This window comes from Rhodococcus sp. 05-339-2 (genome assembly GCF_002258965.1).
GTDB lineage: Bacteria > Actinomycetota > Actinomycetes > Mycobacteriales > Mycobacteriaceae > Rhodococcoides.
The window spans coordinates 49081-65008 of sequence record NZ_NOYW01000016.1; the positions used below are offsets into that span (position 1 = coordinate 49081).

General features: G+C 62.7%; 15 protein-coding genes and 1 pseudogene. 12 read left to right on the top strand and 4 right to left on the bottom strand.

All coding sequences use genetic code 11. The features are described 5' to 3' along the window. Nucleotides 1-249: 249 nt before the first annotated feature. Nucleotides 250-1278: an Rv1355c family protein gene (locus CH273_RS13820; RefSeq protein WP_082322469.1), complete on the top strand. Its 1029-nt coding sequence runs from the start codon at nt 250-252 to the stop codon at nt 1276-1278. Between the two features lie 78 nt (nt 1279-1356). Next, nucleotides 1357-2526 (top strand): GGDEF domain-containing protein, encoded by a 1170-nt coding sequence (locus CH273_RS13825; RefSeq protein ID WP_032395396.1) that lies wholly within the window; start codon nt 1357-1359, stop codon nt 2524-2526. A 12-nt stretch (nt 2527-2538) separates the two neighbouring features. Here the strand turns inward: CH273_RS13825 and CH273_RS13830 are convergent, their stop codons facing one another. Together CH273_RS13830 and CH273_RS13835 are read right to left on the bottom strand one after the other, a co-directional pair. After that, entirely contained in the window at nt 2539-3342 is an 804-nt protein-coding gene (locus CH273_RS13830) for a hypothetical protein (RefSeq protein ID WP_230596770.1), read from the bottom strand. A 367-nt stretch (nt 3343-3709) separates the two neighbouring features. Further along, entirely contained in the window at nt 3710-4963 is a 1254-nt protein-coding gene (locus CH273_RS13835; protein WP_032395397.1) for an EAL domain-containing protein, read from the bottom strand. Between the two features lie 261 nt (nt 4964-5224). Between CH273_RS13835 and CH273_RS13845 the strand changes: the two genes are divergently transcribed. From CH273_RS13845 to CH273_RS13865, 5 genes and pseudogenes are all read left to right on the top strand, one after another. Next, nucleotides 5225-5707 (top strand): hypothetical protein, encoded by a 483-nt coding sequence (locus tag CH273_RS13845; RefSeq protein ID WP_032395398.1) that lies wholly within the window; start codon nt 5225-5227, stop codon nt 5705-5707. A 332-nt stretch (nt 5708-6039) separates the two neighbouring features. Beyond that, nucleotides 6040-6527 (top strand): annotated as a pseudogene (locus CH273_RS13850) (FAD-dependent oxidoreductase); the annotation flags it as partial. Between the two features lie 523 nt (nt 6528-7050). Further along, a complete protein-coding gene (locus CH273_RS13855) occupies nt 7051-8436 on the top strand; it encodes an SMI1/KNR4 family protein (protein ID WP_082322472.1) in 1386 nt (461 codons plus the stop codon). A 92-nt stretch (nt 8437-8528) separates the two neighbouring features. Then, complete coding sequence (locus CH273_RS13860) at nt 8529-8924, top strand: hypothetical protein (protein WP_143546230.1); 396 nt, start codon at nt 8529-8531, stop codon at nt 8922-8924. A gap of 85 nt (nt 8925-9009) precedes the next feature. Beyond that, the gene (locus tag CH273_RS13865) at nt 9010-9483 is read left to right on the top strand and encodes a hypothetical protein (RefSeq protein ID WP_032395401.1); all 474 of its coding nucleotides are present in this window, start codon (nt 9010-9012) and stop codon (nt 9481-9483) included. A gap of 331 nt (nt 9484-9814) precedes the next feature. Here CH273_RS13865 and CH273_RS13870 read toward each other — a convergent pair whose 3' ends face one another. Then, a complete protein-coding gene (locus CH273_RS13870; protein WP_052049511.1) occupies nt 9815-10609 on the bottom strand; it encodes a helix-turn-helix domain-containing protein in 795 nt (264 codons plus the stop codon). Nucleotides 10610-10723: 114 nt separating this feature from the next. Between CH273_RS13870 and CH273_RS13875 the strand changes: the two genes are divergently transcribed. Together CH273_RS13875 and CH273_RS13880 are read left to right on the top strand one after the other, a co-directional pair. Further along, a complete protein-coding gene (locus CH273_RS13875; RefSeq protein WP_032395403.1) occupies nt 10724-11140 on the top strand; it encodes a PaaI family thioesterase in 417 nt (138 codons plus the stop codon). A 239-nt stretch (nt 11141-11379) separates the two neighbouring features. After that, entirely contained in the window at nt 11380-12498 is a 1119-nt protein-coding gene (locus tag CH273_RS13880; protein ID WP_094638012.1) for a hypothetical protein, read from the top strand. A gap of 332 nt (nt 12499-12830) precedes the next feature. Here the strand turns inward: CH273_RS13880 and CH273_RS13885 are convergent, their stop codons facing one another. Then, on the bottom strand, nt 12831-13499 hold the full coding sequence (locus CH273_RS13885; RefSeq protein WP_032395404.1) for a winged helix-turn-helix transcriptional regulator: 669 nt from the start codon (nt 13497-13499) through the stop codon (nt 12831-12833). 104 nt (nt 13500-13603) lie between these two features. Here CH273_RS13885 and CH273_RS13890 point away from each other — a divergent pair, with 104 nt between their 5' ends. The 3 genes from CH273_RS13890 to CH273_RS13900 are packed head-to-tail and all read left to right on the top strand — an operon-like array spanning nt 13604 to nt 15515. Next, nucleotides 13604-14089, top strand: coding sequence for a nuclear transport factor 2 family protein (locus CH273_RS13890; RefSeq protein WP_082322473.1), 486 nt, complete (start codon nt 13604-13606; stop codon nt 14087-14089). Then, nucleotides 14086-14985, top strand: a complete 900-nt coding sequence (locus CH273_RS13895) for an SDR family oxidoreductase (protein WP_179275481.1) — start codon at nt 14086-14088, stop codon at nt 14983-14985. The genes CH273_RS13890 and CH273_RS13895 overlap by 4 nt, the downstream gene beginning before the upstream one ends. Before the next feature lie 56 nt (nt 14986-15041). Then, nucleotides 15042-15515, top strand: coding sequence for a nuclear transport factor 2 family protein (locus tag CH273_RS13900; RefSeq protein ID WP_032395405.1), 474 nt, complete (start codon nt 15042-15044; stop codon nt 15513-15515). Nucleotides 15516-15928: the final 413 nt, after the last annotated feature.

Sequence of the window (15928 nt, forward strand, 5' to 3'; positions counted from 1 at the left end):
TCCCACCGCTGCACGTACACAGAGACTTTCGTTCCCTGTGCCGCGGCACGCGGGCGCGTTGTCCGTACGCGGGCTTCACCACAGCGGATGGACGGCGTCTGCTTAGTTCTTATCAAGCGATCCGCAGCCTGGCAATGATTGCCGCCCGTTGTTCAGTAACGTGAACCAGCCTGGTGTCGCGTCCGGCTGTGGGACGTGATCAGTGCCGCCCGTCGGCGACAATCATCCGAAAGATGCGGAGACTCAGCAATGTCAGAGCACAGAGTGTTCGATCCGTCCGAGCACGAACACGACTCGATCGTCCGTGGTCTGATCGACGATCCCGCCATCGGCGTCGTCGACACGACACCCGACCAGTTGGCCTCGCTTCGTGGGCTGCTTCCCGCGATCGCCGGCGACCTCGCGGAAGAGCCACGGTGGGTGTACTACCCATGGCGGCGCTCACTGGTGCGGGTCCTCGGTCCACGCGGCTTCGATCGGCTGCGACTGGACCGCAACAGAAACAAGATCACCACCGAAGAGCAAGCTCGGTTCAGAGGTCTGCGGGTGGGAATCGTCGGGCTGAGCGTCGGTCATGCCGTCGCGCATACCCTCGCACTGGAGGGATTGTGCGGGGAGTTGCGTCTGGCCGACTTCGACGAGCTCGATCTGTCGAATCTCAACCGCGTCCCGACTTCGGTGCTCGATCTGGGCGTGAACAAAGCGGTCGTGGCAGCCCGACGAATTTCCGAGCTCGACCCCTATCTGAATGTGCAGGTCTTCGCGAACGGTGTGACGGCCGAGACGCTCGGTGGCTTTCTCGACGGACTCGATCTCGTCGTCGAGGAATGCGACTCGATCGACACCAAATTGCTGGTCCGCCACCACGCCCGCGCCCGAGGTCTTCCTGTGGTGATGGAGACCAGCGACGGAGGCGTCCTCGATATCGAACGCTTCGATCTCGAACCCGACCGACCGGTGTTTCACGGACTGCTCGGCGAAATGGACACCGCGGATCTGGCCGACATGACCATCGAGCAGAAGAGCACAATTGCAGCGACGTTGCTCGAACCGAGCAAGCTGACCCCTCGAATGATTGCGTCGGTGCCGGAGATCGGGCGCACGCTCTCGACGTGGCCCCAGCTCGGCGGAGACGTCGCACTCGGGGGTGCCGCTGTAACCGCTGCCGTGAGGGCATTCGGCCGCGGCGAACCACTCCCTTCAGGTCGGCGGCGGATCGATCTGGATGGGTTGGTACGCACCGGCCTCGACCCTGCCGCCGGTCCTGCAAACGTGTGAGCGGGCGCACCACCGGCGAGGAGCTCCGACAGATACTGTTTGTGGGGTTCGCCCAACCCTGATCCGAGGAATCATCCGATGAACGTGATCGACCAGTCGCCTCGTCGGCGCACGAACTTCTGGCGATCACGGCTCGACACCCGCACGGCCGCAGTCATCGCGAGCGCCACCGGTGCGGTGCCGCTGTTGGCCATTGCGCTGCTGTCACCGACATTCCTACGGCCGAACGCACTTCCGGTTCTCATCGCCGTGCTGACGTTCACCGCAGTCACCGTGCTTTTCGCCGCCAAGGTGGGGCGGTTGAGCGAACGCCAATTCGCGGTCCTGGGTTTCGGGGGTATGACCGGAGTCGCGATCAGTGCCTACCTGATCGCGGATCCGGCAGGAACGCGTGCGGTCACCTCGATGTTGGCCATCGTTCCGGCCATCGCCGCATCGAGCTCACCACCACGTGTGACTGCCGGCCTGTCCGCGGTCTCGGTGGTGATGGCCACGGCACTGTCGGTGATCAGTGTGGGGTCTTCCGGGTGGGCAGTGACTGCGGTCGCTATCGGTGCCGCCGTGACCACGGTGCTGGTGCCGGTCGCGCTCATCGGTGGCCTGCGCCGAACACTGTCGGTGGTCAACCGGAAACTGCAACAACTGGCCGACACGGATCCGCTGACCGGTCTGGTCAATCGACGCGGACTGCTGTCGAACGCCGGGATCCTGGTGCACGAGGCCTGCGAGCGAGGGAAACCGTTGTCTGCGCTCGTAGTCGACGTCGACTACTTCAAGGCCGTCAACGACACGGCCGGTCACACAGCCGGCGACCGAACGCTCGCCGCGGTTGCCGCTACCCTGGCGAATGCGGTGCACGCGGTGGTCGGCGCATCGGATGCGGTGGTTGCCCGGACCGGCGGCGAAGAGTTCCTGATCCTCGCCACACACCGAGAGGATCACGAGCTCACGCGGCGGATACTCGACCGAGTCCGGTCCGACTGCACGGTGACCGTGAGTATCGGAACGGTGACTGTAGACGTGCGACCGGCCGCGTCCGATGACGGTGCGTCACCCGCGACGAGCTTCGCTTCGACCGAATCGGGCGGTCTCGATCAAGTACTCGATGCAGTCGTCCGCGCCGCTGATGCCGCGCTCTACCGAGCCAAGACCGACGGCCGAGACCGCGCCTGCCACGCGGGGACCTTGACGATCAGCTGGCAGGGCACCGTACAGGGTCGGCAACACGAAAATGGTCGACGCCAGTGATGTAGCGAGCCGCTATGCCACGAACAGGACGTGCCGATCGTCCCCACACAGTGCGCGGACCTCGTCGACCATCGAGCGCCACACCTCGGGCTGCGCGGCCTGTGCGAGAGTAGTTCGGTCCCACCACATCATGACGGTCCGGTACTGCTCGCTCGGATACGCGGCAGCGGGGATGCCGTGGTCGATCCGCCCACCGGAACTCTCCCACAATCGCAGGACGTGATCGGCCGCGCTGGCGAACAGGTACCGGCTGCCGGTCAATTCGAGCGTCGGCAACGCTGTTCGAGCCAGGACATTCGACACCGTCCGCCCTGCGGCCCCCGCATCGACCCACGCGCTTTTCATTTCCACGATTCCGTGGGGAAGTCGAGACCGAAGCAGGTCGGTAACCGGTGCCAGTCCGGGCGAGTCCTTCCACTCGGTGAGGACATGGGATTGCTCGACCATCGCGTACGGCCCCTGGGCTCGAACGCCGCCGAGCATCTCTCCTGCCTCATCGCACACCACGTAGAACAGTGCTGTCGTTGCGCCGGAAGCCACTTCTTCCATGTCGAGAGCCGCGGTGACACCGTGGCGTGAATACGACTCCCACGCTCCTTCGACGTAGCGGGACCACAGTTCCGGGGAGCCCGACGGCGTCGCGGCTGTCAATGTCAGGGCTCCGTCCGCGCAGGGCGTCGACCGGTGGACGGAGTCCAGCCCTCGCCCCCGGACGAGGCTCGTCCTGTCTGTCGGCACACTGCAAACCGAGCGGGGACGGTCTACGTATTCGATGGTGCGTGCCGAGGGCACGTCGGGGAGGAGGGGGGTAGTCATGGGCGCACTCCTGGCTGATCCCTCGACGCCCTTCTGGGGCAATATCGAGGGCATGGTTGATTCCTGAACAATCGTCAAACCTATTGTGTCCAGAAAACAACCCTACGGACCAGCGAAAGAGCCTAAAACGTACTGCAGACCTGTTCTTTATCGTCACTCTGTGACATATCACTGGTCGAATCCGACAGAAGGTTTGTCGTCACTGTGGATAGTCACATACTCCAGGTCATGATGCCCGCGGTGGTCAGCTGCACGCTCTCCGCAGCTGCGTTCCTGAAATCTGCATAGGTGCGCATTGTTCGCTGGAACCGAGGATTCTGTCCGCCGGGCGTGCATGGGGCCCCGCGTGCCGGCGAATGCGTGTCGTTCAGTGCGGGTAGCGCCGCAGAATCGCTCGGGCGGCTTGGGTGACGGTGGCGCGGTCGAAAGTCTGCACGAAGTCGAAAGTGCGGTCGAGGTCAGGGCCGTTGTCGTGGCGGTCACGTGCGGACAGAAGTGCCGCGTGGTGTGGACCGAGGGTGATGACGGTCCATTCCTGGACGAGTGGGTCGCCGGGGTCGAGTGGGGCATGTCGAACGTTGCCGTCGACGAGGGCGGGTAAGCCCACGCCGTAGACCCCGGCGAAGCCGATGGTTTCTGCGAGATGATGCCATCGAGCGGAGGTGGTGGGTGTGAAGTGTTGTGCGCGTTGAAAAGTGCCGAGTGCGATCATCGATGATCCGGACGCTGCGGCGTGCGCTTCGAGGGATTTGCTCATCTGAATCAACAGCTTTTTCGTTCCCCGCCGGGCGGTGGCGTGTGCCGAGGCAATGGCGTAGGGGGTGCTCGAGTCGGTGGTGGGTGTGGTCCAGACCGGGTCGGCGGGCATAGGAACGACCGGCTCGTCGAGGAGCTCGGCGGGGTCTCCGACTGCCGGGAACAGCTGCCCCGTTCCGTATGTGGCTCCGATGGTGATCGCGGCCAGGCGGGTGGCTTCGGTGTCGACGCCTTCGGCGACGATCACTGCGTGGGAGCGCTCGGCGTAGGCGGCGAGGGCATGAGTGGTGGTTCCGACGTCGTGTCCGGTTTCGGTGAGCAGGTCCGCTGCGGTGATGACGATGTCGGGCTCGATCAACGGCAGAAGGGTCGTCGCGTGGGGGTGGTCTCCGACGCCGTCGAGTGCGATCAGCTTTCCGCCGGTCCGCGCGGATGCTATCGCGGCCATGGCCTGGTGGGGGTCGGCGAGGACGGCTGAGGCGTCGACGGTGACGACGACGCGTTCGAGCATCGTCGATGTGCGTTCGCGGTCGCTGTCGTCGAGGGCGCGGCGTGATTGCGCGTCGAGGGTGAGGATCAGGGGCAGGTGTTCGGCGAGGGTACGTGCAGGTGCGGTGTTGGCAAGTGTGGTCTTGTGCAGATCGAACTGGGGTCGCTGTTGCATCAGGTGTGCGGCGCGGCGCAGCGCGTCAGCGGAGTCCAGTGCAGAACCGGCAGGGCCTCGTAGTTGGAGTTCGGCTCCGGCAAGGGCGTTGTCGTCGAGTCGTCGGATGGGTGCGAACTGCATGGTGACGACCAGTCCTATCGATTCCGAGAACGAGGTGGACGGTGAATGCGCGGTCTCGGTGTCGCGATGTGCTGCCATGCAGAATCCTCCCCGGCCACGCGAGGTCGCCCTGGCCTTCGTCGAAAAACCGATCCGAAGTCAGACGGATAGGTCGATACGAGTGCCGGCGACTCGACACCGAACCGACGATACCGCGCGAGGCGATCGTGCTGCCACGACATGTCTTCGAGCGGTCGCCTCCGGCTCAACCGGTCGCTGTGGAACTCTGAGTGCGGACCGTCTGTGGACGCACGAACGCGCGTACCGGACCGGTAGCGCCGATGCGGAACAATGAGCGTGATGCCGAACGAACCTGTTGACGACGACTCCGAGACAACCCAGCACGCCCGCTTCGGATTTCCCTACCGCTGGAGACAGATCGACCCGGCGCGCCACGGAATCGTGCTGGCGTGGTTGGCATTCACCGTCACCTTCGGCGGCGCCCGGCTGGTCACCTGGCTTATACATATCGACACCAGCGATGTCGGCGACATCAGCGCCGGCGGAGTGCACCTGCACCATTACCTGTGGGGGATTCTGTTGCTGGCAGCCGTCGCCGTCTTCGGTCTCGTGGACCGTTCGCCACGGACACGGTCGTGGATGGGAGCGGTACTCGGGGTGGCCCTGGCGCTGATCGTCGACAAAGCAGCATTGCTCATCACGCTCGAAGATGTGTACTGGCACAGCGAGGGCTGGTCATCGATTGCGCTGGCGATCACCATCATCGGCGTCGTGGGGACCGGACTGGTCCTCACACGCAGTGGCGTCGAGCGAGCCGATTGAAACGCATGCTCCACGCGTGTCGAGTATTCGAGCGGCCCGTTCACAGTTCGGGTCGAGCATGCATTCGCGCGACCGCGTCGCGTCCTGTTCGGCACCCCGACAGCGGTCAGGCCGTCAGCCACGGGCCTCATCGAGTCGCCGGCGACGTCGAACTGGAGTAGTACTGTGCGTCGACAGTATCGACTACGTCAGATAACCCCTGCATATACTGCGCCGCAGCAGCTTTCGCGAACCTGGCGTCAGCGCGATTCCCTGACGAATCGAAGAGGCCCGGGGTGATCTCGCACTTCACTCGGGGTGAGATCGTAGTGTCGGCGAACCAAGGTCGAGAGCTGAGCGTGCAAGCTGAATCCCCATTCGGCGGCAATATCGCTGATGTACCCGTCGCGGCAACCAAGGCACTACGTAAGCGCGGCATCGACATTCGTATCGGCACCAAGGTCGAGTCCGTCACCGAATCTCCCGACGCAGTCTCTGTGTCACTGTCGTCCGGGGACACCCTCGCGGCCGACCTCGTCCTGGTGTCCGTCGGACGCGGACCCCGCACCGACGGCCTCGGCCTGATCGAGCAGGGCATCGCCACCGAACGCGGCTTCGTCACCGTCGACGACAATCTGCTCACCACCGTGAACGGCGTCTATGCCGTCGGCGACATCGTGGCGGGATATCAGTTGGCGCACCGCGGTTTCAGCACGGCATGTTCGTCGCCGAGCACATCGCCGGCCTCGCACCGGCACGCATCGACGGCGATCTCATTCCGCGCGTGACCTATTCACACCCGGAGGTCGCGTCGGTGGGACTCACCGAAAAGGCCGTGGAGCACCAACAGCGCTGCACCACAACACGTTTCCGGTGTCGGTGTCTTCGTGCTGTGGGCTGGCCGACGCTCCCAGTGAAGGCCCTCCATGTCGATTCCTCACTCGCTCACACCGAGCCTTGACCACATCTCGTTCACCATCGACGGTGGTGACCGTCGATGACCTTTCGGTCTGTCTCGACCGCCGAGCTGCACCGCAAGGAGAGTCGACGGTGGGCAATACAACGGGTTTTGATATACACGGTCTACCGGTAGACGTTTGCATATGCTGTGCTGCAGCAGTTTTGAGAAGAGATGCAGTATGAATTCGTGTGCCGCTCATCGATGTGCCTTCAGCTGAACTTTCGGCGTGTTGTGCGGAACCGTTCGCACCGGTACGCCGTCGTGGCAGATCTGACATTCATGCCGACTGCCGGTCCGTGGCCGCTGGGCAAGTCGTGAGGATTTTGCCCCGCTGAGGTCGAAGAGGACGCCTGCGGGTCTATTCACTGAGTGAGTCAGTCGATGCACAGTAGATTTGGGCAGTGTGAACACGGCGAACGTTGATGTCCTCGATGGTTGGTACTCGCTGGTGTCGACTGGACACCACGTGCATGCGGTTCCCGATCCAGCGTCGGTGGTTGCGGCGTCCGATATCGGTGTCAATGTCAGCGCTACGCGTCCAGGCCTGGTCGCGGTGAGCATCGACCTCGCGTATCGTCCGCCGACCGATCATGTTCCGCAGGGGTGGGCACTTGCAGCGTCCGGGACGTTCATCGCCGCGACACTGTTGCAAGTGGAGACCCCTGACGGTGTCGTGCACGATGAGTTCCCCGACCTTGCGCAGATCATCCTGCCCTCCGAGATCACGTATCGAATGTTTCGACGGTTTCGGGACGACACCGGTGTGGAGCAGCATCTCTTCGAGCTCACGCCGGCGATGATGCTCGATCCGAAGGGCCGACCCGCGCGCATCGACGTACCCGAGCACACTGAGCCGGACCCCGACGACAACACGGGATGGCAGGTCGCATGCCCGACGTCGACACCGGGCTCGTCTGTTCTCGTCAGCGGGCGGGAGGCCAATAGGTCCGAGGCGTTGCGTGTCTTGGTCGACGCCGGTCTGAGCTTGTTGCAACGCGAAACACCCGACGCCGGGCCACTGTCGCCGATTTTCGTGTGCTTGGGCACGGAGTTCGCCTGGGTCAAGGGTTTCGGCGATCGAGCGTTGTCGAAGTCGGACCTTGCGCAGGTAGTTCTCGACGGTATCGAGGGTGAGCGGCACCAGGCACTTGAGCGTGTGGCTGATGCTGCTACCCGTGCATCACGACCTCCCGTCCGGTATGCGACGGAACCGTCGAGCGTCACACGGCAGTGGAATCGGATTGCCGCTTGGTTCGAGACGAGGGTGCCGAATTACGTCATCACTGGTGCCGACGAAACTCGCATTGCCGATGCCCAGAGGCGAACCGGAGTGGAGTGGCCGAGCGAGCTCGTCGAACTCTTTCGCTGCGTCGACGGTCTCCCACGTGAGCCGTGGATGGCATTGTTCCCCAAATACGAGTTGTTCGGTCTCGACTCGATGCTCGACGAACGTGAAATGATGACCGATATCTGGCAGACCGGCGATGCCGAGAACGATCCCGACCGGGTGATCTCCAATACCGCAGGCGAAGCCGCGTGGACCTTCCTCGACGAGTTCATCCCGATAGCGGGAGGGGACGGCTACTTTCTGTTCGTCGATACCCGCCCGGGCGAGTTGAACGGCTGCGTAACTGTATTCGACAAGGTGGACTCGGACGATGCTGGGCCGCAGTGGCTTTCCATCAGCGCGCTGCTCGGCGATCTTGCAACAAGTCTCGAGGCAGGTACCCCGTTCGACGGCATATGGCGTCACGACATCGTCGAAGGCCGTCTGCAGTGGGACTGCTGACAACCCAATGTTGTTCCAATGGAGCTGTGGACTGGGTTGAGAAAGAACTGAGGGTCGCCCTTGTTACCGGTACCTGCACAGGTGCGGGTGTCATGATCCCCTGGGCTGTTGAAGGGTCCTTGTCCCGATTGGCGCTGCTGGTGTTTCCTGCGTTCTGCGGTGCGGTGGCCGGGCTGTTGGTCGGTGTGATCGCAGTCGGTGGTGGCCGCTACGCCTTGTGGTCGAATCGCGTGTGGCCCGCACGGTCACATCGCACTTGGCGACACCGATTCGCCACGTGTACCGCGGCAGCGGTCACGCTGGTGACTGCGCTTGCCATGTGCTGGCTGTTCGTCGCTGCCGGTGAAATCTCTACCGACACGGTCGAATCCCCGCCCTGGTGGATCGCATTGGCAGCAATAGCGGCGTCGAGTTACCTGTTCGCCTACCTGCTTGCTCCTCCGACTGACCACACCGCCCGAACAGTGGACCGCTTCGGGGAGGTCTAGGTTTCACGTACCCCGGCCCGTGCGTAGCCTCCTCGGAGGGTTTGTCAGCGTGGAGGTCGTCGTGAACAGCTGACATACTCACACCGTGAACCTCTTCGTCCCTCACCGAGAGCAAGTGCTGACCGGGAGATGGACGCCATCGCGCGGAGTCGAGATCACGCATGCAGATTTGCCCGACCCGTGGTTGCGCGCCATCGACCGACTCAGCCAAGATCTCCATGTACGCCAGTACTGCGGAAGCATCGAACACATCGAATGGGTGGCCGAGTACGACCTAGACGGCGGAGCAGTATGGTTGGCGAGCGCGGTAACCATCGCCGGTCAGCGAGCCAACGGCCTGAACGGCAACGGCACCGGTGCGCATATCGACGCCGATGAAGATGCTGCGTTGTGGTCGATGGCGAATCTCGTCCAGAACGCAATAGCCGAGGCAGGAGCTGCGTGGCCGTGGGGCGATACTGGAGGGTTCATGAGCCCTCAGCTCGTTGACGAGATAGCTGTGTGGCGCGACAGGAACGGCGGCGCCACACGAATGGGAGACCTCGCAGACAACACGTGAGCGCCCGATTGCGAGTACTCCGCGCCATTCGGTTGTGCGGTTCCGAGGCTTACTTCGACGTACCGGGCCCAGCCGTTCAGATCGAGACCACCAGACCAGTTCTAATTGCACGCACTTGCAGGCCGTCGAATGCGCAGTCCATGCAAGTGCCGGACTGGCCCGCAATACGACCAGTCTTGATATGCAGGATTACCGGTAGATCTCTGCATGTTGTGCGGCGCAATAGGTTTCACAAGAAGATGGGACTGGGGCGGCGACCGGTGTCTTCGAAATGTGCGGGTCCGACGCTGTCAGCGTAGCGGGTTGGAATTGGTGGGGGCGTTACTCGGCGTCACCTACCAGCGCTGTGAGCCTTCGCGATTGTTCCTTTCGTTTCGAGGTGATGTCTGGTGGCCTGATCTGCCGGGTAGAAGGTTTCGATTGCCAATTCCGACAGTGTCACTTCTCGGGGTGTGCCGAAAACGGTGGTCGTTGATATGAATGACAGAACGGTGCCGGTAGCTTCCCGTATTTGCAGGGGTACGACGAAAAAGTACTTCTCCACGACCGGGTTCGACGGCGAGGGTGCGAACTCGCTGAGCAACGCCGCGAGATCGGTACCGCCCGTTGCCGAGTACTCGCTTCGGATGCGGTGCATCAGCGCCGAGCGCCACTGATCCATGTTCACGATTCTCGGGGCGAGTCCGTTGGCACTCAATGTCAGCCGGATGACATTGATCGGTGGCTCGAGCAAAGCTGGGTCAACATCGTCGAATAGCGAGTAGGCCGCGTTGTTGGCGGTCACGAGATCCCAGTGACGGTCTATGACCAGCGCAGGGGATGGAAGTTGGGCCCGCAAGATCGATTCCAAAGCGTGATTCACGTCGGCGAGTGGAGCGTCACCGAGGCCGTGCTCTGGGTGGGCTGGCGCAAACCCACCGGCCAGCAATATTTGATTTTGCTGCCGCAATGGAACTTCGAGCTGGTCGCAGAGGCGAAGGAGCATGCCGCTGGTGGGGTTGGAACGTCCAGTTTCGATGTAGCTGAGGTGTCGAGGTGAGACGCCGGCGCTATGGGCTAGCTTGAGCTGTGAGAGCCGTCGTCTCAGCCGCCATTGTCGAACCATGGAGCCCGCCGATTCCTGCATGACTGCACGCTAGTACCTGGGGCTGCACGCAACCATGACCTCTGAGGTCATCGACTATCTGACGCTCCGCGTGTGGACTGGCGGAACAACTAACGCAGCCGAGGAGATAGTCACATGGTCAGCACCATCGCCCAGCATTGGATCGACACGCTGGTAACGGGTTCGCCTGTAGGTAAGAAGTTGAGCCTTTCGGTCAGTAGCAGTGAGATCGACGCGGTAACGCTCACTATGCCTTTTTCAGAGGACATCACAACCACGCCAGGCGTTATTCACGGCGGTACCTTGGCCACCCTCATCGATACCGCAGGAGCGGCGGCTTCTGCCTCCGGGGTTGTCGAAGATGACATGGCCACCGGAGGAGCGACAACCCACCTCGCTGTGTCCTACTTGGCCACTGCCCGAACAAATCTCGAAGCGGCCGCGACGGTCGTACACAGGACCAGGACGACCACTCTGACCGAAGTCTCGGTGAGTGATGCTCAGGGCCGTACTGTCGCCAGGGGGCAGGTCACGAGCCGCATCTTTCACTAGCCTTGGCTGGGTCCTCGGACGGTGCGGTTAGTTCGAGAGGCTGAGATATACGACCAGTTCTGATATGCAGGGTTGCCAGTAAAGCTCTGCATATTGTTGCAGCACAGCACTTGTCGTCTTCCTCACGTCTCGTCGTCGGATCGACGCGAGGGGTCCTGATACGGCGCTGACGCCGTTGAGTGAGCGCGTTACGTTGTTATTCGGTGGCTTGCTGAAGGACTGTCTGAGAGGGTGCACGAATGAGTGCAGTCGACTGGTTCCTTGCAGGCCCGCGTGGTCGTCGGTTGCTCCTCGAGTACGCACTGCTCGCGGAGGAGGATTCGGCCGTCGATGCCGAGGAGTCGTTCCGCTCTGCGGTGTTCCTGGCGTCGTACCGCCTGGATGTCGATCAGGGTGCAGGAGTGGTGATGTTCGGACCCGGTGCGGAACAAGCGCGGCAGACCGTGGTGACAGCGGAGGATGTGGCAGATCGCTTGTCTCGGGTGCCTCTACCGGACGTGACAGCAGCCGTGCTGCGCTCGGTCCTTGCTGCAGCGGTGGATCACGCGATGTACTGGCAGCCACCGAGCGGTGAGGACATTCTCGCGGCCGCCGGTTCTGTTCGAGGTGAGCTGGAACGGATCGCTGACCACGTCGCCTCGACGCCGCACGCACAGTGGTGGTCAACGGGCCTGGCTGCGACTGATCAGTGGATCGTGGAGTGGGTCGACACAGACACGCCGTTCCGGGATACCCCGGCGGTCACCCGAACAGCCGCGGAGACGTTGCGCAACTACAGCGCTCGGACGGTGAAAGAAGAAGTATGGGCAGCGACCGAGCGCCCGGCGGACCCGACCGCGGACTTTTCCGGAGAGTGGTGGTCGTTCCCTCCGACACGGAGTTCGACTCGTTCGTTGTTCGATGGCACTCCAGCGGAGTTGTGGTTCGTCGAGGACGGCACGGGGTGGAAGCGGGCGGTCTCGCGGCGCATGTGTGTTCTCGGCGGTGTTCGCGTGTACGAGGTCGACGGCGCGCAGGCGTGGGCGCAGCTATGCAGGGAGTTCCCCGTCGAGGTGACCGCGCAGAAGCGGTACGACTGGTACTCCACCACCGGCCGGGTCGGCCGATGGGTCATTCCCGACTGGCCACGGGTGGCTGAGCACTACGACGGAATTCACCTCACCGTCTGCGGGTACCTTGCCGCAGCCGGGACCGCCATCACCGTGGACGACGCCAGAGCGAGTGTCATGGCGGGATGGGCACCTGACGAAACCTATTGGCTCACCGACACCGCAGCCACCGACGGCGATGAAGCCCAGGTGTGGGTGTGCGACACCGACGGGGAGCACCCTGCGTGGACCGCAGAAAGGCGTCGCTGACGCGGTCAGCACCGGAACAAATGTTCTGGTTATGTAGCTGAAATTACTGCATACTGTTGCAGCACAACACTTGAGCCTCGATCCGCAAGCGCGGTCAGCGCGACCAATAATTGGATCACGGTCCAGTTCTTCGCCCACCCAAATAGGGACCTGGAGGCTCGTTTTCATACGTCAGCTTGCGTGATGTGGAGCAATACGGCCAATTCTGATATGCAGCGTTACCAGCAAACTGCTGTATATGTTGTGCTGCAATGGTTTTCGCCTGTAGTCGTCAAGGACGACGTCTCCGAACAGCCGCAACTCGTCACAGTCAACAAGGTGACGGCTATCGGTCAGTTCGGGCGATCGGCCGCAGGAGGTAGTGCGGCGACGAGAGTGTGCAACGCAGTGTCGGTTCCGTCGATCGCGAGACTGCCGGTGGCCAATGCGTCAGCTATAGCAAGGCGGCCGGCGACCAGAGCAGCGACGATTCCCGAATCGCCGATGACCGCGGCGTCGGCACCACCGGGCGCGAGGCCTCGGGTCACAGTGGTCGACGTGCCGACGTGGGTGATGTGGACGCTCTCCCCGTCGATCGTGAAGTCATACACCCCACGCCCTTGCGGCTCACTGGTTGCGATGAGCCTGGCGAACACGGTCAGACTCCACTCCGGCTGAAAACGTCGGTCAGGGGTGCGTTCCGATTCGAGTTGGTGTCGGGCTCCCCAGATCGCCAACGGCACCAGGGCATCGGCAAGTTCCCACCCCGCTTCGGTGAGTTCGTAGACCGTCGACGCCGCCGGAGGCGGAAGATCCCGCCGCGTGATCACCCCATCCGCTTCGAGCTGTTTGACGCGCTCCGCGAGCAGGCTCGTACCGATACCGTGCAGCGACGCTGCCAGGTCGGTGTAGCGCTTCGGACCTGCCATCAGGTCCCGGACGATCAGCAGAGTCCATCGCTCCCCGACGGCATCCAGCGCGCCGGCCAACCCGCAGAACTGTTGATAGCTGCGCCGCGTCATACAGCCAGCCTACATAACCGAAGTGCTAGCGTACGATTTTGCATTGCCTACTTCTAAATCGTATGTAACAGTCGTACGCGGAACCCCTGCCGAAAGGACATCCGGTGGCAACTACCGAAGCGCGGAACTTCGTCGACGCGTTCACCGGTTTCCTGTCTGCTCCGTCATCCGCGAGGCTGACCGAAATCTTGCATGACGATGTCGTCCTTGTTCAGCCACTCAGCAGGCGCTTGGACGGAATCCGTTCTGCTCAATACGAGTTCGACGGTTTATGGGGGTGGATGCCGGACCTGCTGGCCGAGGTCGTCCGCTGGCACGGGGACGCCGAGGTGGTGTTCATCGAGCTGCGGCTGCATGCGAGCTGGGGTGGGCGACACATCGAGTGGCCGTGTGTGGACCGGTTGCTTTTACGCGACGGAAGAGCCGCGGAACGTCATGCCTTCTTCGACCCGCTACCGCTGGTGTTGCCGCTGATTCGACACCCGTCGGTGTGGCGGTCGTGGTGGCGATCGGGCGGGTCCCGACCTTGGAGATACGGGCATACATCGCCGTACGTGGTCGCCCGGTCAGCGCGTGGGAGCGCATCGTGAGAGTTCTCGTTGTCGGTGCCAGTGGATACAACGGCAGTCGCATCGCTGCTCAACTACGCCAGCAGGGACATTGGGTGCGCGGATTCGTCCGCGACCCCGCCCGCGCTCCAGCCGGATTGGACCACGTCGTTGTCGGAGACATCGCTACCGGGGTCGGACTCTCGGAGGCGCTCACGGGTATCGATGTGGCCTACTACTTCGTGCATTCTTTGGATGCGACCGACCAGGACAATCGGGATCTCGCCGCAGCCCGCCACTTCGCACACTCCGCGAACACTGGCGCGCCGCGGCGCTGCGTCTTCTTCAGCACCCTCCCCGCCCCCGACGGTGCTCCCGCACCGCTGTACCAACGCAACCGCCTAGCCGTCGAGCAGGAACTCCTCACTCTGCCCGGGATGATCGTCGTTCGCGCCGGAATGGTTCTCGGCGATCAGTCACGAGGAATGCGGCCCTATCTGCAACTCATCCGGCGCGCTCCCCTGATCCCGATGGGCCCGTGGCGTAGACATCGCATGGCTGTCGTCGACAGCGCCACCACCACCGCTTGTTTGGTCCACGCCGGTACCACCCCCGAACAGATCGGCCGCATCGTCGACATTCCAGCGTCGGGCGAACCCACACATGAGCAACTCGTGCGCGCGATCATGGACGCCCTGAACCTGCACAGACCGATCGTTCGAGTCCCGTGGAGTACGCCCACGCTCGACGCATTGCTTACTTCGCGATTCACCGATGACTCGTTTCACTTCAGCCGACATCTCGCCAGCATCAACCGATTCGACTACGTCGTCGACCCCATGCGCGCGCAGCCGTTCGCACACATCACACCCCTCCCCCTGCAGGCTGCCCTCGAAATGGCAGTCGACAACCCCTCTTCCGAGCACGACAGCCGGTGAGGACCACCTACGTCGCGATCCACAGCAGCTGACCCGAACCGAACGAAGGAACACCGATGACCAACACCGGACTGCCACCTCTCGATGGGCATGCGTTCGCCACCAACGCCGAACGCATCACCAACACCGCATCCATCCACGAGTGGACAGCCCTGTACGCCCCAGACGCCACCGCCGAATGGATCATCGACGGAGCCCGACAACACCTAGTCGGGCGAACCGCAATCACCGCCGCAGCAACCGAACTCGCCACCCTCTGGCGCAGGCAACACCTACGCGTAACGAAAACTGTGCAGTGCGCGGATGCCACCACGATCGCACTCACATGGACCGGGGGCTTTCGCCACGAACTCAATCAAGCCGGCGTCGAAATATGGACGTTCCGAGATGGACTGGTCACCCACCACACGATGCACGCCCACCTCGACGTCCGCGACCATACTTCTATCCGTGCCCGCCTACGCCTCGCCGTAACCGCACCGCGCATCGTCCTCGCCCTCACCTGGCAGCGAGCCCGAAGACCGCGATAGCGGGCTGACCGTCCAGCAGTCTGAACCTCGCGGTTACCGGTCTCCTCCACACGGGAACCGGGGTAATACGACGAGCTTTGATATGCAGGGTTGCCAGTAAACCTCTGTATGTTGTTGCTGTGCAAACATTTTCGACGATTCGAACGCGAATCGTCCTCCGGGTTTTCACTCGCTGCGGAGTTACGTCATGGTGCTACAGGTTTGGGTTAACACGGAGGCGCATGCTGGAATGCCGCCGGCTAGACCCTGCCCTGGGCCGTTTGAGTTTTTTAAACCGCACAAATGGTATGAAGTACGTCAAACGGACAGGCCGCCCAGAGGGCATCGAGCCAGACTAAGGAGTGCGCGATCGTCAACTTATGGATCAACAAGACCAGCGATCGGCGGTGGGAGCTTGTCGGCCTCATCGCCGT